Below are 24,697 nucleotides of genomic sequence, written 5' to 3'. Positions count from 1 at the left end.
CGCAGAAGTCTACCCCCGATAGCATGGCCGGGTGACTCCCGCCAACCTTGCTGACACCGTTCTCTCAGCTGCTCGTGCCGTTTTCGAGACGCGCGGCCTCGATGTCGCCGCGCTGCCCGCGACGACCGCGGTGGAGCGGCCCCGCAACCCCGAGCACGGCGATTACGCCTCCACCATCGCGTTGCAGATCGCCAAGAAGGTGGGCGTCGCGCCGCGTGAGCTGGCCGCCGCGCTCGCCGAGGAGCTGGGCCGTCGCGACGGGATCAAGTCGGTGGAGATCGCCGGGCCGGGCTTCTTGAACATTCGGCTCGACGCGGCCGCTGCCGGCCTGCTGGCCCGCGACATCGTGCTGGCCGGTTCAGCGTACGGGCGGACCGAGCGCCTCGCCGGGGAACGCATCAACCTGGAGTTCGTCTCCGCGAACCCGACCGGCCCGGTCCACATCGGCGGGGTCCGGTGGGCGGCCGTGGGCGACGCGCTGGCCCGGCTGCTGCGCACCGCCGGCGCGGACGTCGGCACGGAGTACTACTTCAACGACGCCGGCTCGCAGATCGACCGGTTCGCCCGGTCGCTGCTGGCCGCCGCGAAGGGTGAGCCGGCCCCCGAGGACGGGTACGGCGGGGCGTACATCGCCGAGATCGCTGCTGACGTCGTCAAGCAGGCGCCGGACGTGCTGACCGGGCCGGACGCCGAGGCGCAGGAGACGTTCCGCCGGGTCGGCGTGGAGCTGATGTTCGCCGAGATCCGGCAGTCGCTGGCTGATTTCGGCGTGCATTTCGACACGTACTTCAACGAGAAGGACCTGCACGACCGGGGCGAGCTGCAGGAGGCGCTGGACCGGCTGCGGGAGCAGGGACATGTTTTCGAATCGGACGGCGCCACCTGGTTGCGCACCACCGACTTCGGCGACGACAAGGACCGGGTGCTGCGCAAGTCCGACGGTGACTGGACCTATTTCGCCGCCGACTGCGCGTACTACCTGGACAAACGCAAGCGTGGCTTCGACCGCGTGGTGATCATGCTGGGCGCCGACCACCACGGCTACATCGGCCGGATGAAGGCGATGTCCGCGTGTTTCGGCGACGACCCGGCGGCGAACCTGGAGATCCTGATCGGCCAGCTGGTGAACCTGGTCCGGGACGGCGAGCCGGTGCGGATGAGCAAGCGCGCCGGGACCGTGGTGACCCTGGAGGACTTCGTCGAGGCGCTCGGCGTGGACGCCACCCGGTACGCGCTGGCCCGCTATTCGAGTGACTCGCCGATCGACATCGACATCGAGTTGTGGACGAGCGCGAGCCGCGAGAACCCGGTCTACTACGTGCAGTACGTGGCGGCCCGCACCGCGAACGTGGCGATCAACGCCCGGGACAGCGGCGTCACCCGCGGCGAGCCGGACGAGTTCCGCCCCGAGCTGCTCAGCGGTGAGAAGGAGAACGAGCTGCTCAAGGCGCTCGGCGAATATCCGGAGACGGTGGCGTTCGCCGCGCAGCACCGGGAGCCGCACCACGTCGCCCGGCTGCTCGAGAAGATCTCCGGCGCATACCACCGGTTCTACGACGATCCGGCCTGCCGTGTCTCGCCGAAGGGCGACGAGCCGGTCACCGAGGGGCACCGCGCGCGGCTGTGGCTGAACGACGCCACCCGTACGGTGATCGCCAACGGTTTGGGCCTGCTCGGCGTCTCTGCCCCGGAAAGGATGTAAGCATGCGCGCACACGAGGCCGGGGCCCTGCACGGCGACCTCGGCACCCGCGGGCCGGCCTGGTTGCGGTCCCCGGAGGACGTGAACGCCCTGGTGCCGCAGCTCTGGCCGCGCACCGTGACCCGCACCGGCGCCGGCTCCCTGGAGATCGGCGGCGTCGGCGTGGCCGAGCTGGCGGCCGAGTTCGGCACGCCCGCCTATCTGCTCGACGAGGACGACCTGCGGGCGAGATGCCGGGATTTCGCGGCGGCGTTCGCCGGTGCCGACGTCTATTACGCGGGCAAGTCGTTCCTCTGCAAGGCCGTGGTGCGGGTCGTCGAGGAGGAGGGTCTCTTCCTGGACGTCTGCTCCGGCGGCGAGCTCGCGGTGGCGCTGGCGGCCGGCTTCCCGCCCGAGCGGATCGGCTTCCACGGCAACAACAAGTCGTTGTCGGAGTTGTCGCGGGCGCTGGAGGCGGGCGTCGGCCGGATCATCGTCGACTCGTTCCAGGAGATCGACCGCCTGACCGCGCTGGCCCGGCGGGCCGGTAAGCGGCCGGGGGTGCTGGTCCGGGTCACGGTCGGCGTGGAGGCGCACACCCACGAGTTCATCGCGACCGCGCACGAGGACCAGAAGTTCGGCTTCTCGCTGGCCGGCGGCGCCGCTTTCACCGCGGCGGCGAAGATCCTCGACGAGGGTGTCCTGGACCTGCGCGGCCTGCACTCGCACATCGGCTCGCAGATCTTCGACACCAGCGGGTTCGAGGTGGCCGCGCGGCGGATCCTGGAGCTGCAGGCACAGATCCGGGACGCGCGCGGGGTGGAGCTTCCGGAGCTGGACCTGGGCGGCGGCTTCGGCATCGCGTACACGACACAGGACGACCCGTCGACGCCCGGCGACCTGGCGAAGCGGATCAACAAGATCGTCGAGTCGGAGTGCGACCTGGCGTCGCTGCGGGTGCCGCACCTGTCCATCGAGCCGGGCCGGGCGATCGTCGGCCCGGCCGTTCTCACCCTTTACGAGGTGGGGACGGTCAAGGACGTCGACGGCATCCGGACGTACGTCAGTGTGGACGGCGGGATGAGCGACAACATCCGGACCGCGCTGTACGACGCGTCGTACTCGGCCACGGTGGCGAACCGGCGCAGCGAGGCGGAGCCGATGCTCGCCCGCGTTGTGGGAAAACATTGTGAGTCGGGGGACATCGTCGTGAAGGATGAATTCCTGCCCGCCGACGTGCAGCCCGGAGATCTTATCGCCGTGCCGGGTACCGGTGCCTATTGCCGGAGCATGGCCAGCAACTACAACCACGTTCCTCGCCCGCCCGTGGTGGCGGTGCGCGACGGCGCCGCCCGCGTCATCGTTCGCCGGGAGACCGAGGACGACCTGCTTGCATTGGATGTGGGATGAGCCCGACCAGATCAGTTCGTCTCGCCCTGCTCGGCTGCGGCACCGTCGGCAGTGAGGTGATCCGCCTCCTGCACGAGCAGGCCGACGACCTGACCGCCCGGATCGGCGCCCCGCTGGAGCTGGCCGGGATCGCGGTGCGCCGCCCCGGCCGCGAGCGCGGCGACCTGCCGGTCGACGACTCGCTGTTCACCACCGACGCGCTGGGCCTGGTCAAGCGGGACGACGTGGACGTGGTGATCGAGGTCGTCGGCGGCATCGAGCCGGCCCGCAGCTGGCTGGTCGAGGCGCTGCGCGCGGGCAAGAGCGTGGTCACCGCCAACAAGGCGCTGCTGGCCGAGGACGGCGGCGCGCTGCACGACGCCGCCGCCGAGGGCGGCGCCGACCTCTATTACGAGGCGTCGGTGGCGGGCGCGATCCCGCTGCTGCGCCCGCTGCGCGAGTCGCTGCACGGCGACCGGGTCACCGCGGTGACCGGCATCGTGAACGGCACCACCAACTTCATCCTCTCCTCGATGGCGTCCACCGGGGCCGGCTTCAACGAGGCCCTGGAGGAGGCCACCGAGCTGGGGTACGCGGAGGCCGACCCGACCGCCGACGTCGAGGGCTTCGACGCCGCCGCCAAGGCCGCCATCCTCGCCTCGCTGGCGTTCCACACCCGGGTCACCGCCGCCGACGTGTTCCGCGAGGGCATGACCGGGGTGACCGCGGGCGACATGGCCAGCGCCAAGGAGATGGGCTGCACGATCAAGCTGCTGTGCCTGGCGCAGCGCAACTCCGACCCCCAGGGTGGTGACACAGTCTCGGTGCGGGTCCATCCGGCGATGATTCCGCTCAGCCACCCGCTGGCCGGTGTCGGTGACGCCTTCAACGCGGTGTTCGTGGAGGCCGAGGCGGCCGGTCCGCTGATGTTCTACGGCCGGGGCGCGGGCGGGCGGCCGACTGCGAGCGCGGTCCTCGGCGACATCGTGGCGGCGGCGCGCAACAAGCTCACCGGCACCCGGGCCCCCAGCGAGAGCAACTACGCCAAGCTGCGGGTACGACCCATCGGCGAGTCCCTGACGCGGTACCACATCAGCCTCGACGTGGCCGAGCGCCCGGGTGTCCTGGCCACCGTGGCCGGTGTCTTCGCCCAGCACGAGGTGTCCATCGCGACGGTGCGCCAGTCCGGCCGTGCGGACGACGCCAAGCTCGTGATCGTCACGCACAGCGCGCCCGACGCGGCTCTGGCGGCTACCGTCGAAGCATTGTCGCGACTGGACATCGTCCGGTCGATCGCGAGCGTGCTGCGCGTCGAGGGACTTTCTTCGTCCTGAATACTGGACATCCGGTCCCAAAGATCGGGTGACTGCGGCACGCTGTCCGCGTCCGCGCAGCCTGGAGTGAGGAGACGGCCATGTGGCGGGGCTTGATCGAGGCGTACCGGGACCGACTGCCCGTCACCGACGCCACCCCGGTGGTGTCGCTGCACGAGGGCAACACGCCGTTGGTGCCGGCCCCGGTGCTCTCCCAGCGGGTCGGCGGCGACGTCTACCTGAAGGTGGAGGGCGCCAACCCGACTGGGTCCTTCAAGGACCGGGGCATGACGATGGCCGTGTCCAAGGCGGTCGAGGAAGGCGCCAAGGCGATCATCTGCGCGTCCACCGGCAACACCAGCGCCTCGGCAGCGGCCTATGCCGCCCGGGCCGGGATCACCTGTGCTGTGCTGGTGCCCCAAGGCAAGATCGCCCTCGGCAAGCTGGCCCAGGCGCTCGTGCACGGCGCTCGCCTGCTCCAGGTCGACGGCAACTTCGACGACTGCCTGGCGCTGGCCTCCAAGCTCTCCCAGGACTACCCGGTGTCGCTGGTCAACTCGGTGAACATCTTCCGCCTGCACGGGCAGAAGACGGCCTCCTTCGAGATCGTCGAGGCGCTCGGCGACGCGCCCGACATCCACTGCCTGCCGGTCGGCAACGCCGGCAACATCTCCGCGTACTGGATGGGATATCTGGAGGACAAGGCCGACGGCAACTCCACCGGACTTCCCAAGATGTACGGCTTCCAGGCCTCCGGCGCGGCCCCCATCGTCAACGGCAAGGTCGTCGAGAACCCGTCGACCATCGCCACCGCGATCCGGATCGGCAACCCGGCCAGCTGGACCAAGGCGCTGGACGCCCGGGACGCCTCGGACGGCCTGATCTCAGCGGTCACCGACCGGGACATCCTGAACGCGTACCGGCTGCTCGCTCGGGAGGTCGGGGTGTTCGTGGAACTGGGGAGTGCGGCCAGCGTCGCGGGGCTGCTCCAGCAGGCGGCAGCGGGCCGGATCCCGGCCGGGTCACGGGTGGTCTGCACGGTCACCGGGCACGGGTTGAAGGACCCGGAATGGGCGATCAGCACCGCGCCTTCCCCGACCGTGATCGCCAATGACGCGTTGCTCGCGGCCAAGGCGCTCGATCTGGCTTAGGCCTGGCCGGAAACAGCTTACCCGGAACCCGTAGCCGCGGCCGGCCCGTCTGACAGACTGGCTTCGGCCTCGGTGGCCGCCGGGCTGCCCGCCTCGCGCACCAGCAACTCCATCGCCTTGGCCACGATCGCGAGTTCCTCGGCTGAGAGCCGGCTGAGGAGTTCCCGTTGTTTGGCGACGCCTGCGGTGATGATGCCCTCGATGAGCTCGGTGCCCGCCTTCGTGAGTCCGATCCGGCGAACCCGCCGATCGTTCACATCCTCCGTGCGTGTCACCAGCTCCTGCACCACGAGCCGGTCGATCATGCCGCTGAGGGTGGCCGCGCCGACGCCGAGCAGCCGGGCCAGTTCGCCGCCGGGCAGGGTGCCGTGCCGGGACAGCAGCAGCATGACTTTGAGCTGCGACATCGTCAGGTGTGATGAGAAGAGCGGGTCCGACCGGTCGTCGGCGAACGCGTGCTCGAGCCGGATCTGCGCGCCCATGATCTCCGCGATGAGCTTTTCCTTCGCGCTCAGCGCCCGCTCCTTAGATTTCGTGCCGGTGGCGTGGTCGCTTCCACCTGATGACGGACGGTACCAGGGGACCCCCATCGAAAACCATTTGTTCGTGTCAGGCAAACTATCAGTATCGACCGAACTTTTCTCGGGGGAGTGCCCATGTCAGGTTTGACACGGCTGAGCCTTGCCAACCGAGGTCTGGTCGCCCTGATCGCCCTGGTGATCAGCGGCTTCGGCCTCTATGCGATCCCGTCTCTCAAGCAGCAGCTCTTTCCCTCGATCGAGCTGCCCGCCGCGTTCGTCAGCGCGGTGCTCCCCGGCGCCTCCCCGGAGGCCGTCGAGGAGCAGGTGACCAAGCCGATCGAGGACGCCGTCAAGGGGATCGACGGCATCGACACCGTCACCTCGACCTCCCGCGAGAACGCGTCCAGCGTCGTCGTGCTCTTCGAGTTCGGCACGGACATCGAGTCGGCGGTCAACCAGGTCACCACCTCGGTCAACCGGATCCAGTCCCAGCTGCCGGAGAACGTCGACCCGCAGGTCTTCGCCGGCGGCACCGACGACATCCCGGCGATCGTGCTCGCCGCCTCCGGCGGGGACGACGAGGCGGACCTGCTGAACCGGCTCAACGAGACCGTGATCCCCGAGCTCAACGGCATCGAGGGGGTCCGGGACACGCAGGTGACCGGCGCCCGCGCCGAACAGGTCGTGATCACCCCGGATCTGGCGAAGATGGGCGCTGCCGGCGTCAACCCCGCCTCGCTGACGACGGTGCTGCAGGCCAACGGCGTCTCCATCCCGGCCGGCGCGGTGACCGAGGGCGACAAGTCGCTGACCGTGCAGGTGGGCACCGCGCTGACCTCGGTGGAGCAACTGCGCGACGTCTATCTGACCGGCGCTCGCGGGCCGGTGCGGCTCGCAGACGTGGCCGCGGTCGACAGCAAGCTGCCGGCCGCCGAGTCGTTCACCCGGACCGACGGCGTCAACAGCCTGGGCATCGCGGTCACCGCGCGTCCCGACGGCAACCCGGTGACGATCTCCCATGAGGTCCGCGACATGATCGCCGACCTGGAGAAGGACTCCGGCGCCACGCTGACCGTGATCACCGACCAGGCGCCGTACGTCGAGCGGTCGATCGAAAGCCTGACCACCGAGGGTCTGCTGGGCCTGGTGATGGCCGTGGTGGTCATCCTGATCTTCCTGATGAGTGTCCGGTCGACGCTGGTCACCGCGGTCTCCATCCCGCTGTCGGTGCTGGTCGCCCTGATCGCGCTCTGGATCGGCGACTACACGCTCAACCTGCTCACCCTGGGCGCGCTGACCATCGCGGTGGGCCGGGTGGTGGACGACTCGATCGTGGTGCTGGAGAACATCAAACGACATCTGGAGTACGGCGAGGAGAAGCGGCACGCCATCCTCACCGCCGTGCGTGAGGTGGCCGGCGCGGTGGTCGCCTCGACGCTCACCACGGTCGCCGTGTTCGCCCCGATCGCCCTGGTCGGCGGCCTGGTCGGGCAGATCTTCTCCTCCTTCGCGATCACCGTGACGGTGGCCCTGCTGGCCTCGCTGTTCGTGGCGCTGACCATCGTGCCGGTGCTGGCGTACTGGTTCCTGAAGCCGCCGCCCGCCGGTGCCGACACCGAGGCGATCCGCCGGGCCGCCGAGGAGAAGGAGCTGCGCAGCCCGCTGCAGCGCGGGTACCTGCCGGTCATCCGGTTCGCCACCACCCGGCGGTGGACCACCGTGCTGATCGGCATCGCGGTGCTGCTCGGCACGTTCGCGCTCTCCACCCGGCTGGAGACGAACTTCCTGGACGAGTCGGGCCAGGACAGCGTCACGGTCAGCCAGGAGATGCCGGCCGGCACCAGCCTGGCGGCCACCGACGAGGCCGCCAAGAAGGTGGAGAGCATCCTCGCCGCGCGCGACGACATCACCACCTATCAGGTCACCGTCGGCGGCAGCTCGGCGAACCCGTTCGCCGGGGGCGGCGGCGCCGCCACCGCCACCTTCAACGTGGCGCTCGACGAGGACGCCGACGCCGAGAAGATCTCCGACGAGCTGCGCGCCGAGTTCGGCAAGCTCACCGGCGCCGGTGAGATCAGCATCGGCCAGGAGGGCTCCGGGCTGGGCAGCAGCGAGCTCTCGGTGGCGGTGAGCGCCGCCGACAACGAGGTGCTCAGGACCGCCACCGACCAGGTGCGCACGGCGATGAGCGAGATCGCCGGCGTCACCGAGGTGGACACCACGCTGGCCGCCGGCGTGCCGCGCCTGGAGATCGTGGTGGACCGCCGGGCCGCCGCGGAGGCCGGCCTCACCGAGGCGCAGATCGGGCAGAGCGTCGCGGGCCTGTTCCGCCCCGCCCCGGCCGGTCAGATGGCCGTCGACGGCACCACCCAGGACGTGGTCATCTCGTTCGGCAGCGCGCCGGCCGACCCGGCCGCACTCCGTGCCGTGCCGCTGACCACCGCCTCCGGCGTGGTCCCGCTGGACCAGGTCGCCGACGTCAAGGAGGTGGCCGGCCCGGAGCAGATCACCCGGACCGACGGCAACCGCACCGCCACCGTGACCGGCGTGGTGACCAGCTCCAACCTGTCCGAGGTCAACCAGAACCTGACCAAGAAGCTGGACGGGCTCGAGCTGCCGCCGGGCGCGGAATACACCATCGGCGGCGTAAGCGCCGACCAGGCGGAGGCGTTCGGTCAGCTCGGCCTCGCCGTGCTGGCGGCGATCGCGATCGTCTTCATCATCATGGTCGCCACCTTCCACAGCGTGCTGCAGCCGCTGATCCTGCTGGTGTCGATCCCGTTCGCGGCGACCGGCGCGATCGGCCTGCTGCTGGCGACCGGGACCCCGCTCGGCGTGCCGGCGCTGATCGGTGTGCTGATGCTGGTGGGCATCGTGGTGACCAACGCGATCGTGCTGATGGACCTGATCAACCACTATCGGGCCGCCGGACTCGGCGTCAAGGAAGCGGTGATCGAGGGTGGCCGGCACCGCCTGCGACCGATCCTGATGACCGCGATCGCGACCATCTTCGCGCTCATCCCGATGGCGCTCGGCCTCACCGGCGAGGGCGGCTTCATCTCGCAGCCGCTGGCCATCGTGGTGATCGGTGGCCTGATCAGCTCCACCCTGCTGACGTTGGTGCTGGTGCCGACGCTCTACACCATGGTGGAGAACCGCAAGGAGAAGTCGCGGGCCAAGCGGGCCGCCAAGCGGCGGGCCAAGGGCGAGGGCGCCGAGCCGGTGGACGTCACGCCGGACGACCACGCCCCGAAGCACGCGGCCGGCGAGCCGGCCGGTGACCCGGTCACCGTGCCGGAATCGGCCGGCGAGAAGTCCCCGGGCACGGCGCTGCGCGGGTACACGGATCAGTTCGAGGTGCTGAAGATGCCGCGGAAGCAGGAGCGACCGGCGGACTGAACACACTGAGACGATGCCCGGCCCCCGTGGCCGGGCATCGTCGTGTCCAGGACAGATCTAGACTGCGGTACGTGCCACCAAGTCTCTCGGTCCTTACCCGCAATCGCGACTTCCGGCGTCTGTTCGCGGCCGAGCTGGTGGTCTTCGGCGCCGACTGGTTCGTCATGGTCCCGCTGCTGGTGCTGTTGCCGGAGCTGACCGGGAGCGGGGCCTGGGGCGCGCTGGTGCTGGCCGCGGACACCGGGATCATCGCGCTGCTGCTGCCGTACACGGGGACGATCGCGGACCGGGTGGACCGGCGGAAGATCCTCATCCTGTCGAACATCGCGGCGTTCCTGTCGGTGCTCCTGCTGTTCTTCGTGCGGTCCGAGGCCACCGCGCCGCTGGCCCTCGTCGCGGTCGGCGCCATCGCGGTGGCAAAGGCGTTCTACTCGCCGGCCGCCTCGGCCGCGCTGCCGAACGTGGTCGACCCGGAGGACCTGGCCGCGGCGAACACCGTCGCCGGGTCCGCGTGGGGCACGATGACCGTGGTCGGCGCCTCCCTCGGCGGCGTCGTGAGCAGCGTCTTCGGGCCGTACGTGTGTTTCGCCGTGACCGCCGTCTGCCTGCTCACCGGCACCCTGCTGACCGTGCTGATCCGCCGGCCGTTGCAGGCTCCGCGCACCGGCGCGCCGCCCGAGCACCCGATGCGTGCCCTGGTCGAGGCGCTGCGCTACATCGGCGCCCGCCCGCGGATCCGGGCCCTGGTGACCGTCAAGTCGGCGGTCGGCCTCGGCAACGGCGTGCTGACCGTGTTCCCGTTGATCGCCGCCGCGCACGGGGCGGGCGCCGCCGGTGCCGGGTTGCTGTTCGCGCTGCGTGGCGCGGGCGCGCTGGTCGGCCCGCTGGTGATGCGCCCGGTGCTGAACCGGCCCGCCTGGCTGTTGCCCGGCCTGGCCATCTCGATGGGGCTCTACGGCGTCGGCTACCTCGGGGTGGCCTTCGCGCCGTGGTTCCCGCTGGTGCTCGCGCTGGTCTTCGTCGCGCACTTCGCCGGCGGCACCAACTGGGTGCTCTCCAACTTCGCCCTGCAGGCCGAGGTGCCGGACGAGCTGCGCGGCCGGATCTTCGCCACCGACATGATGCTGGCGACGCTGGCCATCGCGATCAGCCAGCTCGGCGCGGGCGCGGTGATCGACCAGGTGGAACCGCGGTACATCCTGGCGACCTGCGCGCTGATCACGCTCACCTACGCGATCGGCTGGCGGATCGCGACCCGGCGGCTGGCGCCGGTGGCCGCGGCGCGGGAAAGTCCATAGGCCGATTCGACATGCGGGACGGCGGGACCGGAGCACTCCGGTGTACTTGATCACGCCCTAGCATGTGGCGATGGGCCTGTCCTTCGTGACCGAACCGGTCTCCGTCAGCACGCCGGCGACCAGCGCCAATCTCGGCCCCGGCTTCGATTCGCTGGGCCTGGCGCTGACGCTCTACGACGATCTGACCGCGACCGTCACCGGCGGCGGGTTCACCGTCGCCGTGCACGGTGAGGGCGCCGGCGACCTGCCCGCCGACGAGGGCCATCTGGTCTTCCGGGCCATGCTGGCCACCTTCGACGAGCTGGGGGAGCGGCCGCCGGGCGTGGCCCTGGAGTGCGTCAACCGGATCCCGCAGGCGCGCGGCCTGGGCAGCTCCTCGGCGGCCATCGTCGGTGGGGTGCAGCTGGCTCGCGGCCTGGTCCGCGACGGGTTGCGGCTGCTCGACGACGCCGCCGCGCTGCGGATCGCCGCCCGGCTGGAGGGCCATCCGGACAACGTGGCACCCTGTCTCCTCGGTGGCTTCACCGTCGCCTGGACCGAGGCGTCGGGCGGGCGGGCGGTGCGGCTGACGCCGGCCGAGGGCGTCCGCCCCACGGTTTTCGTCCCCGCCGAGCGGGGGTACACAGCGACTGCCCGGGCGGCGTTGCCGTCCCACGTCCCGCACGCGGACGCGGCTTTCAACGCGGGACGGGCGGCGCTGCTGACGCATGCCCTCACCAGCGATCCGTCCCTGCTGCTGCCGGCCACGGAGGACCGGCTGCACCAGGGTTACCGTTCCGCCGGAATGCCGGGGACGGCGTCGCTGGTGGCGGCGTTGCGGTCGGCCGGGGTCGCCGCCGTGGTCAGCGGGGCCGGACCGACCGTGCTGGCGTTGACCGAGGTCCCGGCCGATTTCCGGCCGGGAGCGCACTGGCACAGCGAAGTGCTGGGCGTGGATGGCGCCGGTGCTCGTGTGAAAGGGGGTATGGTGGAACACGCCGAGCGGGGTCCTGTTGCCGCAGGTCGCACGAGTTGATTACGCTCTGACCTAGCACAGCCGCGAAGCAAGCGATCTCTGCGGTTCGGCGCACCCCGAGATTTCTGGGCCGTCCAGGCTCGTCTCAACTCTCATCAAGGCAAACGCCGGGCAGTAAGCGATGGGATCGCTGCACTCGCCGAGACCTACCCGTCAAGCCCTGGCGGGCAGGGATACCGGTCGAGCTGCCGTGCTGCACGAAACTCCCGCGCCGCTGTTGCGAAGCGGGCTCCGAGGGCACCCGGCCCTGGCTGCAAGTCTCGGGTGATCTCGGGTTTTTTCCGACGGAAGGAATCCATTGAGCGACACCACCGACGTGACGTCGGGTGTTTCTGACGTCGCTGACGGCGCCGGCACCACCGCGACCGCCACGAAGCGCCGCCGCGGCGGCACCGGGCTGTCCGCGATGCTGCTGCCCGAGTTGCAGAGCCTCGCCGCTTCCCTCGGCATCTCCGGCACCGCCCGGATGCGCAAGGGTGAGCTGATCGCCGCGATCACCGAGCGCCAAAGCGGCGGAGCTGCGGCCGAGCCGGCGCCGCGCCCGCGTACCAACGGCTCCGAGGCCGTCACCCCGGCCCCGTCCACCCCGTCCACCCCGGTCCAGTCCGCCCCGGTCGAGGCGGCTCCCGCGCCGCAGGCCGTCGCCGCGCCGGCCGAGACGACAGTGGCCGCCCCGGCCGAGCAGTCCGCCCCGGCCGAGCAGTCTGCCCCGGCCGCGCAGCCGGCTTCGGCCGAGCAGTCCGCCCAGGCCGAGCAGCCCGCGGCCGAGCGCCCGTCCCGCGGCCGCCGCGAGCGTGGCACCCGGGAGCGGGCGGCGACCATCGCCGCCCCGGCCGAGTCCGCGCCGCGGGAGACCGTGGAGACCGCGGCCGCGCCCGTCACCGAGACCGCCCCGGCGGCGGTCGAGCCCGCCGAGCAGCGCCCGGAGCGCGGCGATCGTCCCGAGCGGGGCGAGCGCAACCGCGACCGGCAGCGCAACCAGCGCGACGGTCAGCAGCGTGACGGTCAGCAGCGTGACGGCGAGCGGTCCAACGACCGGGACCGGTCCAACGACCGGGACCGCGACCGTTCCGCGCGCTCCGAGGGCCGCTCCGAGCAGGGCCGCTCCGAGCAGGGCCGCTCCGAGCAGGGCCGCTCCGAGCAGGGCCGCTCCGAGCAGGGCCGTTCCGAGCAGGGTCGCTCGGATCTGGGCCGCTCGGATCAGGGCCGCTCCGACCAGGGCCACGACGACGACGACAACGACTCGGGCGAGGGCGGTCGGCGCAGCCGGCGCAGCCGCTTCCGGGACCGCCGCCGTGGCCGTGACCGCGACGACGACGGTGGCGGCCGCCAGCGTGAGGGCGGCCGTGACGGTGGCCGTGAGGGCCGGGAGCCGCACGTCGCCGAGGACGAGGTTCTCGTCCCGGTGGCCGGCATCCTGGACGTGCTGGACAACTACGCGTTCGTCCGCACCACCGGTTACCTCTCCGGCCCCAACGATGTCTATGTCTCGATGTCGCAGGTCAAGAAGTACGGCCTGCGCCGCGGTGACGCGGTCACCGGCGCGGTGCGCTCCGCCCCGCGGGACAGCGGCGACTCGTCTCAGCGGCGGGACAAGTACAACCCGCTGGTCCGGCTGGACACCATCAACGGGATGGAGCCCGACGAGGCCCGCCGGCGTCCCGAGTTCTACAAGCTCACCCCGCTCTACCCGCAGGAGCGCCTGCGGCTGGAGACCGAGCCGCACATCCTGACCACCCGTGTGATCGACCTGGTCATGCCGATCGGCAAGGGCCAGCGGGCGCTGATCGTCTCCCCGCCGAAGGCCGGTAAGACGATGGTGCTCCAGGCCCTGGCGAACGCGATCACCCGCAACAACCCCGAGTGCCACCTGATGGTCGTGCTCGTGGACGAGCGGCCCGAAGAGGTCACCGACATGCAGCGGTCGGTCAAGGGCGAGGTCATCGCGGCCACGTTCGACCGTCCGCCGCAGGACCACACCACGGTCGCCGAGCTGGCGATCGAGCGGGCCAAGCGCCTCGTCGAGCTGGGTCACGACGTCGTCGTGCTGCTCGACTCGGTGACCCGGCTCGGCCGGTCGTACAACCTGGCGGCGCCGGCCTCCGGCCGGATCATGTCGGGTGGTATCGATTCGACAGCGCTCTACCCGCCGAAGCGGTTCCTCGGCGCGGCGCGCAACATCGAGAACGGTGGCTCGCTCACCATCCTCGCCACCGCGCTGGTCGAGACCGGCTCGATGATGGACACGGTCATCTTCGAGGAGTTCAAGGGCACGGGTAACGCCGAGCTCAAGCTCGACCGCAAGATCGCCGACAAGCGCGTCTTCCCGGCCGTGGACGTCTCCGCCTCCGGCACCCGTAAGGAAGAGATCCTGATGGGCAAGGAGGAGCTGGCGATCATCCACAAGCTCCGCAAGGTGCTCAGCTCGCTGGAGTCGGGCGCGGCTCTGGACCTCCTGCTGGACCGGCTCAAGCAGACCCGGACCAACATCGAGTTCCTGATGCAGATCGCCAAGTCCACGCCTGGCGAATAACCGCACCAAAGCGACGCACCCCACCCAATCGGGTGGGGTGCGTCGCTTTTGTCGCACAGCCTGTCTGATCGATCCCGGACAAAGTCGTGCGAACCTCCGGTATCCCCATCCCTCGATAACCGGAGGCGCTCGATGCTTGTGCCTGGCTACCGGGACCATCCCACCGAGCCGTGGGATCCGGATTCGCCGGTCGACCCCGGCGAGGCGGAGGACTTCCTGCGCCGGTGCTACACCGAGAATCCCCGTCTCGGCCCGGTCGAGCCCCGGCTCGCCATCGTCCGTGCCCAGATCGCCGCCACCGGGACCTACGCGCACACCACCGACGAGCTGGCCCACGGCGCGAAGATGGCCTGGCGCAACGCGAGCCGGTGCATCGGCCGGCTCTACTGGCGCAGCCTCGTGGTGCTGGACCGGCGGCGGGCCCGGACCGCCGACGAGATCTTCTCGCTGCTCGTCCAGCACCTGCAGACCGCCGGCACCGGCCAGATCCGCCCGGTGATCAGCGTCTTCGCCGCGGCGCAGCCCGGCCGGCCGCACGCGCGCATCTGGAACGAGCAGCTCATCCGTTACGCCGGCTATCGCACCGAGGCGGGCCGCACGGCCGGCGATCCCCGGACGGTCGCCTTCACCGAGGCCGTCCGCGGGTACGGCTGGCGGGGCAAAGGTGACGCGTTCGACGTGCTGCCGCTGGTCATCGAGACCCCGGGCGACGGCGTGCGTCTCTACGAACTGCCGGAACGCGCGATCCGGGAGGTGCCGCTCAGCCACCCGGAGCACAGCTGGTTCGCCGAGCTGGGCCTGCGCTGGCACGCCGTCCCGGCGATCTCCAACATGCGGCTGACCGTCGGCGGCGTCCACTACCCGACGGCGCCGTTCAACGGCTGGTACATGGGCACCGAGATCGGCGCCCGCAACCTCGCCGACGCCGACCGTTACGACATGCTCCCCGAGGTCGCCGCGCGGCTGGGACTCGACACGAGCCGCGAGTCGACGCTCTGGCGTGACCGCGCGCTGGTCGAGCTGAACCGCGCCGTCCTGCACAGCTTCGAACAGGCCGGCGTGAAGATGACCGACCATCACACCGAGTCGCAGCGGTTCCTCGCCCACATCCGCAACGAGGAGAAGGCCGGCCGCCCGGTCCCCGCCGACTGGACCTGGATCGTGCCGCCGATGTCCGGCGGCCTCACCCCGGTCTTCCATCGCTACTACGACGAACTCGACCTGCGGCCGGCCTTCTATCTCGACCAGGACGCGGCTGATCTGGCACGCACCGGTGCGCGCCGCTGCCCACACCGTCCTTGAAAGATCCTTTTTGGTACGCCTACCCCGGTCCCGGGGCCACACCGCGGCCCAGCCGCCGGTGCCGGGCCGCAGCGCGCCCGCCGGGCTGAAGCGCGACACACCCTCAACCCGGACCCCCACGCCACCACCTGCCCCGGAGCGTGGGGATTTCGGGTGCGGAGCGAACCGTAAGTTCCCACGCAGCGTTCTGCTCGCGGGTGTGTGGGGACTTTGGGTGCGGAGCGAACCGCAAGTTCCCACGCAGCGTTCTGCCGCCGGTGCGTGGGGATGTGGGGTGAGCTCGGGTGCCGCTTCAGCCCGGCGGCCGCGCTGCGGCCCGGCACCGGCAGCCAGGTCGCGGTGTGGCCCCGGGACCGGGGTAGGCGTACCAAATGATTCCGAAGAAGGACCCGGCACCTAGGGTGAGGGGATGACGTCGTTCATCTCGCACACGACTGTGGACGCCCATGACGCGTTCACGTTGAGCCGCTGGTGGCAGCAGGTCCTGGGGTACGGCGAGGAGCCGGAGGACCCGAACGAGCCCGGCCACGAGGAGTGCCTGATCGTCTCGCCGGACGGGCGGCACCGGGTGCTGTTCATCGAGGTGCCGGAGGCGAAGCAGGGGAAGAACCGGATCCATTTCGACCTGCGGCCGGTCGAGGGGACGCGCGACGAGGAGTACGAGCGGCTGATCGCGCTCGGGGCCAAGCCGGTCGACGATCTGCGGGTGGCGGACGGGACCGGCTGGGTGGTGTTCGAGGATCCCGAGGGCAACGAGTTCTGTCTGTTGCGCGGCGAGGAGGAGCTCAGGCGAACTCGTTGACGGCGAAGTCGTCGCGGTGCCGCCAGGAGGCGTCGGTGCGGACGTGCCCGGCGCGCACCCATTTGAGCAGCCTGCGGTCGAACTCGGCGGCCGGGATGCGGCCGGCGGCGCGCAGCACGAAGCCCTCCGACGTCTCCGGGTCGCGCTGGGCGGCCCAGGCGCCGCGGGCCTCGGAGAGGCTGCCGCCGCGATAGAGGACCGGGACCATCGGCAGTTCCAGGCGCCGGGCCCAGTCGACGGTGTCGTCCCAGCCCAGCAGCGTGTCCGTCTCGTCCCAGATGCCGAAGACCAGGAAGACGCCGGGCAGGTCGCGGTAGGCGACGCTGCGGCGGGCCCACATGGACTCGCCGCAGACCCGCCAGTCGTCCGGGATCTTCCAGGCGGTCATCGCCCACAGCGCCTTGGCCGGCTGGTCCCACGGGTGGGTGCCGGAGTCGAGCGAGCGGGCGAACATCGCGTCGCGGGTGAAGGTGAGGTTCCCGCCGTCCATCTTCTCGGTCACCACGAGCTCGCCGTCCAACCACGACAGATCGTGCTGGACGCGGTCGTCGTGGGTCGCTCCCGGCGAGTCGGGCAGATGGTACGTCCGCGGGTACTTCACCACCTAGAAGTCTCCCTCCGCCACCTGGAAAACCGTCAGCCCCAACTCGCGCCACATACGTACCACCTGCTGGCGGTCGTCGAAAACCCCGATGATCCGCCAGCGGTCCCGGATCTCCTGGTCGAAGATCTCCCGCTTGACGATCGAGTCCTTGCGGCTGTCCCCGGCGGGCCGCATGAAGAGCGCTTCGTACGGCACGCCGACGAACAGTTCCAGCCACGCCTCGGTCTCCGGCCGGCACTCCTCGTCCCGGCCGGAGCAGAAGACGATCGCGTGCCCGGCCGCGTGCATCGCCCGCACCGCTGCGATGACGGCCGGGTTGGGCGAGTCCTCGCCGACGCGGGACCAGTCGTAGGGACTCCGGTGGCCCATCAGCGCGACCGTGCCGTCGATGTCGACCAGGACCGCGGCGGGCAGTGCGGGATCGGCCTCGTAGACGACGCCCGGCCCGCCCCGTTCGACGAACGGCACCGGCAACGGCAGGTTCTTGCCGGCGAGATAGCGGTCGTGCATCCGGCGGATGGCGTCCTCGCCGACCCGCACGTCCCCGGGCCGGTCGGCGTCGCGCCGGACGCATTCGTTCACCGGCACGTCGGTGAAGTCGTGCACCTCGAACGACGCGCCGAAGCGCGCCGCCATCTCGGCCCACTCGCGGACCGTTTTGGCGCGCAGGTTGGTGTCGTCGACGATGACGCTGCCGCGCGCCCGCAGCAGCGCCTCCACCGCCGCCCGCTGGGCCTGCGTGACCTGTGCCTCGGCCCGCTGCGTCAACAGCCGGCGGCCGTGCAGCATCTGCCGCAGGTCGTCGCGGTTGACCCGGACGACGTCCGGCTGCAGCTTGCGGGCGAACGTGGTCTTGCCGGAGGCGGGCAGGCCCCGGGTGATCAACAGTCGTGTCATTCCTTCTCCCCCGAGGGCCGTACCCGCTGCCACAGGCCGGGACGGTAGTCCTTGCCGTCGAGCCGGCGGAACAGCTCGCCACGCAATTCCGAACGCATCGCCCGGGCCGCGAACTCCTTGCGGCCCCAGCCGGTCGGCAGCGCCGCGGTGATCCCGGCGAATTCCGCCTCGACGGCCGCGGCCCGCGCCTCGACCGCCGCGGTCAGCTCGGCGGCGATGCCGCCGACCCAGACGTGGAACTCGTCCGGGAGCGGCGCGGTGAGCTCGTCCAGATCGCCGCCGTTGGCGAGGACGTCCCATACGGTACGGGGAGTCAGCCCCGTGACCAGCCGGTGCAGCCGTACGTAATCGGCGTACTTGATCTTCACGCGAGTGTCGGCGTCGACGAAGTGCACGACCAGCCCCTCCCGTCCCTCCCGGGGCGGCGCGGCGAGCGCCTCGGCGAGCGTCGCGTACCCGAACGACTCCACCACCGGGCCCGGCCAGTCCGGCACCGCCTCCGGGCCGAACGTCCGGCCGGTGGCGATCTCCACCGCGCCGAGCAGGACCAGGTCGTCCAGGCCCCGGTAGTCGACCACGATCCGGTTGCCCGGGTAGATGATCTCGACCAGGACGGTCAGCCCGTCCGGCGGGACGAACCCGGCGTAGCGCGTGGTGAGCAGGCGGGTGGCGTGCTCGGCCTGGTTCGAGGCGAACGAGCCCCGGGTGGCGACCGCCCAGCCGTCGCCGTCGTGGTAGAGCACACCGAGGCTGCCGTCCAGTTTGTCGGTGACGGTCACCTTCGCGTCCGGCTCGAGCAGGGGCGCGTGGCTCTCCGAGTGGTTGAAGAACTTCGGCAGCGGCCGCGCCACGATCCGGCCGGCGCCGTCCACCACGAGACCCCGGCAGGCCAGCGTGACAGGCGTCCAGGACCCGCTGTACTGACAGGCCTCGGTGTAGTTGTGGATGACCAGGTCACGGCCGGGGTGCCGCTGGGTCCGAACGTGCCCGTCGCGGACCGCGGCGGCCAGCTCGGCCGGATCGAGGACGTCGGAGAGCAGGGTCATCGCCAGGCACCTCTCGTGCGGGAATTACCGAAGGGGCGCTCACGTTAACCAGGACGAATCCAGTTGCGCCGCCTGATTTCCGCGAGGTACGGAGGGCATGGCAGACTGGTACATCGGCCAGTAGGGGTTCCGGTTCACGTCTTTCTCACGCGGAGGGCGACCCGGCGACCCGATCATCGAGAGGGACCGAGAACAACATGAAGAGCGGCATCCACCCGGAGTACACGACCACCAACGTGATCTGCTCCTGCGGCAGCACCTTCACCACCCGGAGCACCGCCAAGGGCGGCGAGATCCGCGTCGAGACCTGCAGCGCCTGCCACCCGTTCTACACCGGCAAGCAGCGCGTCCTCGACACCGCGGGCCGGGTCGCGAAGTTCCAGGCGAAGTACGCGAAGGTCAACGCCGCCAAGAAGAAGTAACTGCTTCAACGGCGCCCGTCCCGGTTTCCCGGGGCGGGCGCCGTTCGCATGGTGGGTCCGCCTTGAGCTTGGAGAGTTCGATGAGCAACGACCGTTTGACCACGCTTCTCGACGAGTACGCGGACCTGGAGAAGCGGATGGAGGACCCGTCGATCCACGCCGACCAGGCGCTGGTACGCCGGGTCGGTCGACGTTTCGCCGAACTCGCCCCGGTCTACGCCGCGCACCAGGAGCTGGAGGCGGCCCGCGCCGACCTGGCCGCCGCGAAGGAGCTGGCCGCCGAGGACCCGGCGTTCGCCTCCGAGGTGGAAGCGGTCGCGGCCGTCCTGCCGGCGCTCGAGGAGAAGCTCGGCGAGATGCTGATCCCGCGCGACCCGAACGACGCCAAGGACGTGATCATCGAGATCAAGGCGGGGGAGGGCGGCCAGGAGTCCGCGCTCTTCGCCGGTGACCTGCTGCGCATGTACACCCGGTACGCGGAACGCCGCGGCTGGGTGGTCGAGGTGATCGACTCGCAGGAGTCGGACCTCGGCGGGGTGAAGGACATCTCGGTCGCGGTGAAGACGAAGGGCGTGCCGGAGGGCGGGCACGGCGTCTGGTCCCGGATGAAGTGGGAGGGCGGCGTGCACCGGGTGCAGCGGGTGCCCGTCACCGAGTCGCAGGGCCGGATCCACACCTCCGCGGCCGGCGTGCTGGTGCTGCCCGAGGCCGAGGACGTCGACGTCCAGATCGAGCCCGGCGACCTGCGGATCGACGTGTTCCGGTCGTCCGGTCCCGGCGGCCAGTCGGTCAACACCACCGACTCCGCGGTGCGCATCACCCACCTGCCCACCGGCACCGTGGTGAGCTGCCAGAACGAGAAGAGCCAGCTGCAGAACAAGGAGTCGGCGATGCGCATCCTGCGCTCCCGGCTGCTCGCGGCGGCCCAGGAGGCGGCGAACGCGGCCGCCTCGGACTCGCGCAAGGCCCAGGTCCGGACGGTGGACCGCTCGGAGCGGGTGCGGACCTACAACTACCCGCAGAACCGGATCACCGACCACCGGATCGGCTTCACCGCGTACAACCTCGACCTCGTGATCGGCGGCGAGCTGGACGCGGTGCTGGACGCGCTCGCCGACGCCGACCGCGCCGCCCGGCTGGCCGGCGACGACTCGGAGCTCAGCCGACGGCAGTGACGGACATGCCGTCGTCGTCCTCGCAGACCAGATGGCCGAGGGCGGCGATGCACCGGTCCGCCTCGGTGTCGGTCACCGCGCCGATCCGCAGGACCCGGCCGGTGGCGAGGTCGAGGCGGGTGACCGAGCTGGTCGACCGGCCCTCGGTGTAATACCGGTTGATCAGCACCAGATGGTCCTGGCCGGGTTCGGCCGGCAACGGCCAGCCGGGCGCGTTCGTCCCGATGCGCCGGCCGGTGTCCGCCTCGACCAGGATCTGCTCCGACCGGTTCGGCCCGATGGTTGTGGCGAGCAGCCGGTCGTCGGCCACCGGATAGGCGCTGCCGTAACCGGGAAGCCTCCAGAGGCGGCGGCCGGTGGCCGGGTCGATCCCGAACGAGTCGGTGGCCTCGCCGAGGCAGATCACCGGGCCGCAGTCGAACAACGCCGCGTACGCCGTGCTGTCGAGGCGCCACACCTGTTCCAGCGTGCCGATCCGGTAGGCGGTGGCCTCGGTGGCGGCGGGCTGCTGACGGATCACCAGCAGCAGGTCGCCGGCAAGCCCGAGATAGGTGGCGATCGCCCCGCCGAACTGCGACCGGCTCCACGGCACCCGCGCCTGCCGGAGCACAGCCCCGTCGGCGTAGCGCAGCGTGGTGAGCCGGCCGGTCGTGTCGGCGACGACGACCAGGTCCGATCCGGAGGCGATCACCTGGTCCGTGCCGGGCACGGCCCGCTCCCAGAGGATCGCCCCGTCCCCCGCCCGGACCAGCTTGAGCGCAGCGACCTGGCCGGTCCTGGTCCGGTCGGCCAGCAGCACGGACCCGGCCCGGTCGGTCTGCACCTCACCGGGGAGCCGCCAGCGCTGCTCGCCGGTCGCCGGGTCGAGAGCGACCGTGACGCCGCCGTAGACGAGCGTGCCCTCGCTGCCGTCGTCCAGCTCGTACTCGGCGTACTGCTCGTCGGTGGAGACCAGCAGCAGGCCGGCCTCACCGCCCATCGGCATGTACGACGGGGTCTCGCCGAACCCGCGGCGCCACCGCACGGTTCCGGTGGCCACGTCGTACGCGGTCAGCACGGGCGGGTCGATGCCGGAACGCTGGTGCACGTAGATCCCGTCGTCGCGGGCGGTCATCTGGTGCTCCTCGTCGAACCGGAGCTCCCACCTGCGCTGCACCAGCGGGGGTTCGGGCAGCCCGGAGGCGCTGAGCATCAGCGCGCAGAGCAGCACCACGAGGGCCGCGGCCCAGCGGCGTGCCGAGCGGGGATCGAACTCCGGCCCGGGCGGGGGCCGCTCCGGGCCGGTGCCGTCCGCGCCGATCTCACCGAGCTCGATGACGGTCACCGGGGCACCGCCGCCACGTGGAAGCGGTCCGCGCCGGGGCAGACGAGATGGCCCGGGACGGTCTGGCAGCTCTGCGGGTCCGGCACCGCCGGCAGCGCCCCCAGCAGGCCCGCCGCGCCGGTGGCCAGGTCGACCCGGCTGACCGCGGTCCGCCCGGCCGGGTCGGTCACCGGGCGCAGCAACAGGAAGGAGTCCGGCGCGAACCGGTCCAGGACCGCGACGCCGCGCAGCCTGGTGACCAGCGGCCGGCCGGTCCGGCTGTCCACCAGCACATGCAGGCGGCCGTCCGTCAGGTCGAGCAGCAACCGGTCGTCGGTCACCAGCGACAGCCCGACCACCTGGGTCTCCCGCCACAGCGGCCGGCCGGTCGCCGGGTCGACCGCGGTGAGCCCGTCCGCGCCGAACCGGCAATCCACCACACCGCAGCCGGAGACCGGGCCGGTCGTCGAGTCGGTCCGGTACAGCGGGCGCAGGGTGCTCCCGTCGAGCACGGTGCTCGAGGAGGCCTCGGGCTCGTTGGTGAACAGCACGACCCGGCCACCGGCCAGCCCGATCGAGACGCGCACGATACCGACCCGGTCGGGGGCGACGCCCTCGAACCGGCGGCCGGCCAGCCGCGTTCCGTCGGAGTACCGCAGGACGTTCACGTCGCCGCGCCCGGTGGTGACGACCAGCCGGTCCGCCCGGGCGTCGAGCACGGTCCCCTGCATGCCCGGGGCCGGGCTGGTCCACAGCGGCTGCCCGTCGGCGAGGCGGATGCGGGACAGCCGGGCGAAGGTGCCGTCGGTGTCCGAGCCGACCAGCAGCGCGCTCCCGTCCCCGGTCGTGTCCAGCCGGACGGCGCCCGGCTGCCGCCAGATCTCGGCGCCGGTGTCCGCGTGCAGCGCGACCGTGGTCTGGCTGGGCGGGTCCTCCCCGAGCCCCGGCAGGGCGACGGTGGCCAGCACCGGACCGCCGTCCCGGACCGGGGCGAACTCGGCCAGCTGGTCCGGGGTCCGCCAGGTCCAGCGGACCCGCCCGTCGGCCAGGTCGTAAGCCGTCAACGTGCCGGCCGCCTGCACGTAGACCGAGTCGGAGGACACGGCGAGCACGTGGTTCGGATCGAGCGCCCCGCTCCAGAGCGGGTGGACGCCCGGTTCCGTGGCCGGCGCGGCGGCGCCGCAGGCCAGCAGCGCGAGCGCGGCGAGGAGCAGCCCGGCCGGCCGGAGCCGGGCCCGGCCGAGCCACGACCGGCCGGTGGCCGGATCCGGTGGCCGGTCCGAGGTGACGTCGCCGAGCTCGATAGTGCCCATCGGCGCCGGCTTCCTACGTCGGTTTCCGGTTCGCCGCCGCGGCGGCCAGCGCGGCGCTCAGCCCCCGGCCGGTGGAACCCACCTCGGACCACCCGGCGGCCAGCCCGATCGGGCTGCCCGGGACCAGCGTCTGCCAGTTCTCCGCGTTCGCCGCGGCGGCTATCCGGCGGGACACCTCAGCCGCCTGGTTCGGCCCGGCGCCGGGCAGGATCAGCACGAACTCGTCGCCGGCGAAGCGGGCCACGAAGTCGCCACGGCGCATCACCCGGTGCAGCACACCGGCGATGCGCTGCAGGACCAGGTCGCCGGTGTGCCGGCCGTGCCGGCTGTTCACCGAGGTGAAGCCGACCACGTCGCAGACACCGACGGCGGCGCGTTCGCCGCGGGCCAGCAGGGTGTCGACGTATCGCTCCAGCTGACGGCGGTTGGGCAGGCCGGTGAGCGGGTCGACGAGGGTCTCGTCGCCGTACCGCGTCGGGTCACGGTGGGTCTCCTGCGCGTCCAGGCGGGCGGCGACCCCGTCCAGATAGCCGTCCCGGAGCTGATCGATGCGCTGGGCGGCGAGGCGGAACGCGTACCGATCGGCGGCGTGCGCGGCGGAGTGGTCGCCGGCGCTGGCGTGGCAGATGCTGCGCAGCCGGGCCGGCTCCGGGGCGCCGAGCACCTCCGCCGAGACCGGCACAGCCTCCAACATGGTCAGTGCCCGCTCCGGTTTGCCGGCCGCGATGGTGAGACAGACCGAGCCCAGGTGCTGCAGGTCGCGGGTACGCGCGCTGTCGCCGCCGCCGGTCAGCCACTGGGCCGCGTCGGCGCCGGTCGGCTCGCCGAGCGCGGCCCGGCGGGCCAGCGCATATCCGTAGACCGCGCGGCTGCCGGGCCGCAACTGGTCGGTGGCGAGGTAACGGGACAGCTCGGCGTCGATGTCACGCAGCACCCGCAGGCAGCCGTCGGTGTCGCCCTGGTGGTCGAGGGCGACCGCGTTGCGCAGCCGGATGCCCGGCGCCGCGAAGATCTCGGCGGCCAGCCCGGCCGCGGCGCCGACCTCGCGGGCCTGCTCGATGGCGGTCAGCGCCTGACCGTGGAAGCCCAGATAGGAGTACGCCATGGCGAGGTCGTGCCAGCCCCAGGCGGTCTCCGAGTCGCGGTCCGGCACCGCGGCCAGCGCCCGGGACGCCTGCACGAGGTGGGTGACACCACGGTCCAGATTGCTCTGCAGGTGCGCGCCGAGCGCCGCGAAAGCGTGCAGCTGCCCGCGCAGATAGGGGTCCGGGACCTCGCGCACCGCCTCGGTGGCGGCGGCCATCGCGGTGGCCAGCTCGGCGGCCCGGCCCAGGTTGATCAGGGCGCCGAAGCGTTGCACCAGCGCGTACGCCCGGGTGGTGGGGTCTTCGGCGGCGGACAGCACCGCGTCGAGGATCGGAAGGGCCTGGGCGGACCGCCCGTTCTGTTGCAGGTCTCCGGCCCGGCGCAGGTCCTCGACGTGTTCTGCGAGCTGGTCCAACCAACCCACCAGGCGCCTCCCACGGCCGACTGC

Annotated in this window: 19 protein-coding genes; 12 read left to right on the top strand and 7 right to left on the bottom strand. The window is 71.5% G+C overall.

Annotated elements, in window-relative coordinates; translation table 11 throughout:
* Positions 1–31 precede the first annotated feature (31 nt).
* The 4 genes from argS to thrC all read left to right on the top strand — a co-directional run bounded on the left by argS (position 32) and on the right by thrC (position 5,533).
* The gene (gene argS, locus AC0NH5_RS03285) at positions 32–1,702 is read left to right on the top strand and encodes an arginine--tRNA ligase (protein ID WP_474399692.1); all 1,671 of its coding nucleotides are present in this window, start codon (positions 32–34) and stop codon (positions 1,700–1,702) included.
* Positions 1,703–1,704: 2 nt separating this feature from the next.
* A complete protein-coding gene (lysA, locus tag AC0NH5_RS03280; RefSeq protein WP_474399690.1) occupies positions 1,705–3,090 on the top strand; it encodes a diaminopimelate decarboxylase in 1,386 nt (461 codons plus the stop codon).
* Positions 3,087–4,403 carry a homoserine dehydrogenase gene (locus AC0NH5_RS03275; protein WP_474399688.1) on the top strand — a complete coding sequence of 439 codons (1,317 nt, stop codon included), beginning with the start codon at positions 3,087–3,089 and terminating at the stop codon, positions 4,401–4,403. Before lysA ends, AC0NH5_RS03275 begins: the two co-directional genes overlap by 4 nt.
* 80 nt (positions 4,404–4,483) lie before the next feature.
* Positions 4,484–5,533: a threonine synthase gene (gene thrC, locus AC0NH5_RS03270; protein WP_474399685.1), complete on the top strand. Its 1,050-nt coding sequence runs from the start codon at positions 4,484–4,486 to the stop codon at positions 5,531–5,533.
* Between the two features lie 17 nt (positions 5,534–5,550).
* Here the strand turns inward: thrC and AC0NH5_RS03265 are convergent, their stop codons facing one another.
* On the bottom strand, positions 5,551–6,123 hold the full coding sequence (locus tag AC0NH5_RS03265; RefSeq protein ID WP_474399682.1) for a MarR family winged helix-turn-helix transcriptional regulator: 573 nt from the start codon (positions 6,121–6,123) through the stop codon (positions 5,551–5,553).
* A 66-nt stretch (positions 6,124–6,189) separates the two neighbouring features.
* Here AC0NH5_RS03265 and AC0NH5_RS03260 point away from each other — a divergent pair, with 66 nt between their 5' ends.
* The 6 genes from AC0NH5_RS03260 (at position 6,190) to AC0NH5_RS03235 (ending at position 16,403) form a co-directional block, all read left to right on the top strand.
* Entirely contained in the window at positions 6,190–9,453 is a 3,264-nt protein-coding gene (locus AC0NH5_RS03260; RefSeq protein ID WP_474399680.1) for an efflux RND transporter permease subunit, read from the top strand.
* 71 nt (positions 9,454–9,524) lie between these two features.
* Entirely contained in the window at positions 9,525–10,751 is a 1,227-nt protein-coding gene (locus AC0NH5_RS03255; protein ID WP_474399678.1) for an MFS transporter, read from the top strand.
* A gap of 70 nt (positions 10,752–10,821) precedes the next feature.
* On the top strand, positions 10,822–11,766 hold the full coding sequence (gene thrB / locus AC0NH5_RS03250) for a homoserine kinase (RefSeq protein ID WP_474399676.1): 945 nt from the start codon (positions 10,822–10,824) through the stop codon (positions 11,764–11,766).
* Between the two features lie 298 nt (positions 11,767–12,064).
* The gene (rho, locus tag AC0NH5_RS03245) at positions 12,065–14,299 is read left to right on the top strand and encodes a transcription termination factor Rho (RefSeq protein ID WP_474399674.1); all 2,235 of its coding nucleotides are present in this window, start codon (positions 12,065–12,067) and stop codon (positions 14,297–14,299) included.
* A gap of 132 nt (positions 14,300–14,431) precedes the next feature.
* Positions 14,432–15,601: a nitric oxide synthase oxygenase gene (locus AC0NH5_RS03240; protein WP_474399673.1), complete on the top strand. Its 1,170-nt coding sequence runs from the start codon at positions 14,432–14,434 to the stop codon at positions 15,599–15,601.
* A 409-nt stretch (positions 15,602–16,010) separates the two neighbouring features.
* Positions 16,011–16,403 carry a VOC family protein gene (locus tag AC0NH5_RS03235; RefSeq protein WP_474399670.1) on the top strand — a complete coding sequence of 131 codons (393 nt, stop codon included), beginning with the start codon at positions 16,011–16,013 and terminating at the stop codon, positions 16,401–16,403.
* Here the strand turns inward: AC0NH5_RS03235 and AC0NH5_RS03230 are convergent.
* Genes AC0NH5_RS03230 through AC0NH5_RS03220 form a run of 3 tightly spaced genes read right to left on the bottom strand, consistent with a single transcriptional unit; the run spans position 16,387 to position 18,950 of the window.
* Positions 16,387–17,007, bottom strand: a complete 621-nt coding sequence (locus tag AC0NH5_RS03230; protein ID WP_474399667.1) for an RNA ligase family protein — start codon at positions 17,005–17,007, stop codon at positions 16,387–16,389. The genes AC0NH5_RS03235 and AC0NH5_RS03230 overlap by 17 nt on opposite strands.
* Positions 17,008–17,904: a phosphatase domain-containing protein gene (locus AC0NH5_RS03225; RefSeq protein WP_474399666.1), complete on the bottom strand. Its 897-nt coding sequence runs from the start codon at positions 17,902–17,904 to the stop codon at positions 17,008–17,010.
* The gene (locus AC0NH5_RS03220; RefSeq protein WP_474399663.1) at positions 17,901–18,950 is read right to left on the bottom strand and encodes an RNA ligase; all 1,050 of its coding nucleotides are present in this window, start codon (positions 18,948–18,950) and stop codon (positions 17,901–17,903) included. The genes AC0NH5_RS03225 and AC0NH5_RS03220 overlap by 4 nt, the downstream gene beginning before the upstream one ends.
* A gap of 197 nt (positions 18,951–19,147) precedes the next feature.
* Between AC0NH5_RS03220 and rpmE the strand changes: the two genes are divergently transcribed.
* Positions 19,148–19,372, top strand: a complete 225-nt coding sequence (rpmE, locus tag AC0NH5_RS03215; protein WP_474399661.1) for a 50S ribosomal protein L31 — start codon at positions 19,148–19,150, stop codon at positions 19,370–19,372.
* Positions 19,373–19,452: 80 nt separating this feature from the next.
* Positions 19,453–20,547, top strand: coding sequence for a peptide chain release factor 1 (prfA, locus tag AC0NH5_RS03210; RefSeq protein WP_474399659.1), 1,095 nt, complete (start codon positions 19,453–19,455; stop codon positions 20,545–20,547).
* On the opposite strand, the gene AC0NH5_RS03205 is transcribed toward prfA, so the two are convergent.
* Genes AC0NH5_RS03205 through AC0NH5_RS03195 form a run of 3 tightly spaced genes read right to left on the bottom strand, consistent with a single transcriptional unit; the run spans position 20,531 to position 24,673 of the window.
* Positions 20,531–21,871, bottom strand: a complete 1,341-nt coding sequence (locus AC0NH5_RS03205) for an outer membrane protein assembly factor BamB family protein (protein WP_474399656.1) — start codon at positions 21,869–21,871, stop codon at positions 20,531–20,533. The two genes, prfA and AC0NH5_RS03205, sit on opposite strands and share 17 nt — an antisense overlap.
* Complete coding sequence (locus AC0NH5_RS03200) at positions 21,868–23,163, bottom strand: outer membrane protein assembly factor BamB family protein (RefSeq protein WP_474399654.1); 1,296 nt, start codon at positions 23,161–23,163, stop codon at positions 21,868–21,870. The genes AC0NH5_RS03205 and AC0NH5_RS03200 overlap by 4 nt, the downstream gene beginning before the upstream one ends.
* Positions 23,164–23,176: 13 nt before the next feature.
* Positions 23,177–24,673: a GGDEF domain-containing protein gene (locus AC0NH5_RS03195; RefSeq protein WP_474399652.1), complete on the bottom strand. Its 1,497-nt coding sequence runs from the start codon at positions 24,671–24,673 to the stop codon at positions 23,177–23,179.
* Positions 24,674–24,697: the final 24 nt, after the last annotated feature.

The organism is Actinoplanes sp. 13 (genome assembly GCF_056134165.1).
This window is presented reverse-complemented; position numbering and strand designations above follow the sequence as displayed.

Excerpts from the sequence above, each read along its gene's own strand:
- lysA (WP_474399690.1), top strand. The coding sequence starts at position 1,705 with ATGCGCGCACACGAGGCCGGGGCCCTGCACGGCGACCTCGGCACCCGC.
- AC0NH5_RS03275 (WP_474399688.1), top strand. The coding sequence starts at position 3,087 with ATGAGCCCGACCAGATCAGTTCGTCTCGCCCTGCTCGGCTGCGGCACC.
- thrC (WP_474399685.1), top strand. The coding sequence starts at position 4,484 with ATGTGGCGGGGCTTGATCGAGGCGTACCGGGACCGACTGCCCGTCACC.
- AC0NH5_RS03265 (WP_474399682.1), bottom strand. The coding sequence starts at position 6,123 with ATGGGGGTCCCCTGGTACCGTCCGTCATCAGGTGGAAGCGACCACGCC.
- AC0NH5_RS03260 (WP_474399680.1), top strand. The coding sequence starts at position 6,190 with ATGTCAGGTTTGACACGGCTGAGCCTTGCCAACCGAGGTCTGGTCGCC.
- thrB (WP_474399676.1), top strand. The coding sequence starts at position 10,822 with ATGGGCCTGTCCTTCGTGACCGAACCGGTCTCCGTCAGCACGCCGGCG.
- AC0NH5_RS03240 (WP_474399673.1), top strand. The coding sequence starts at position 14,432 with ATGCTTGTGCCTGGCTACCGGGACCATCCCACCGAGCCGTGGGATCCG.
- AC0NH5_RS03235 (WP_474399670.1), top strand. The coding sequence starts at position 16,011 with ATGACGTCGTTCATCTCGCACACGACTGTGGACGCCCATGACGCGTTC.
- AC0NH5_RS03225 (WP_474399666.1), bottom strand. The coding sequence starts at position 17,904 with ATGACACGACTGTTGATCACCCGGGGCCTGCCCGCCTCCGGCAAGACC.
- AC0NH5_RS03220 (WP_474399663.1), bottom strand. The coding sequence starts at position 18,950 with ATGACCCTGCTCTCCGACGTCCTCGATCCGGCCGAGCTGGCCGCCGCG.
- rpmE (WP_474399661.1), top strand. The coding sequence starts at position 19,148 with ATGAAGAGCGGCATCCACCCGGAGTACACGACCACCAACGTGATCTGC.
- prfA (WP_474399659.1), top strand. The coding sequence starts at position 19,453 with ATGAGCAACGACCGTTTGACCACGCTTCTCGACGAGTACGCGGACCTG.
- AC0NH5_RS03200 (WP_474399654.1), bottom strand. The coding sequence starts at position 23,163 with ATGGGCACTATCGAGCTCGGCGACGTCACCTCGGACCGGCCACCGGAT.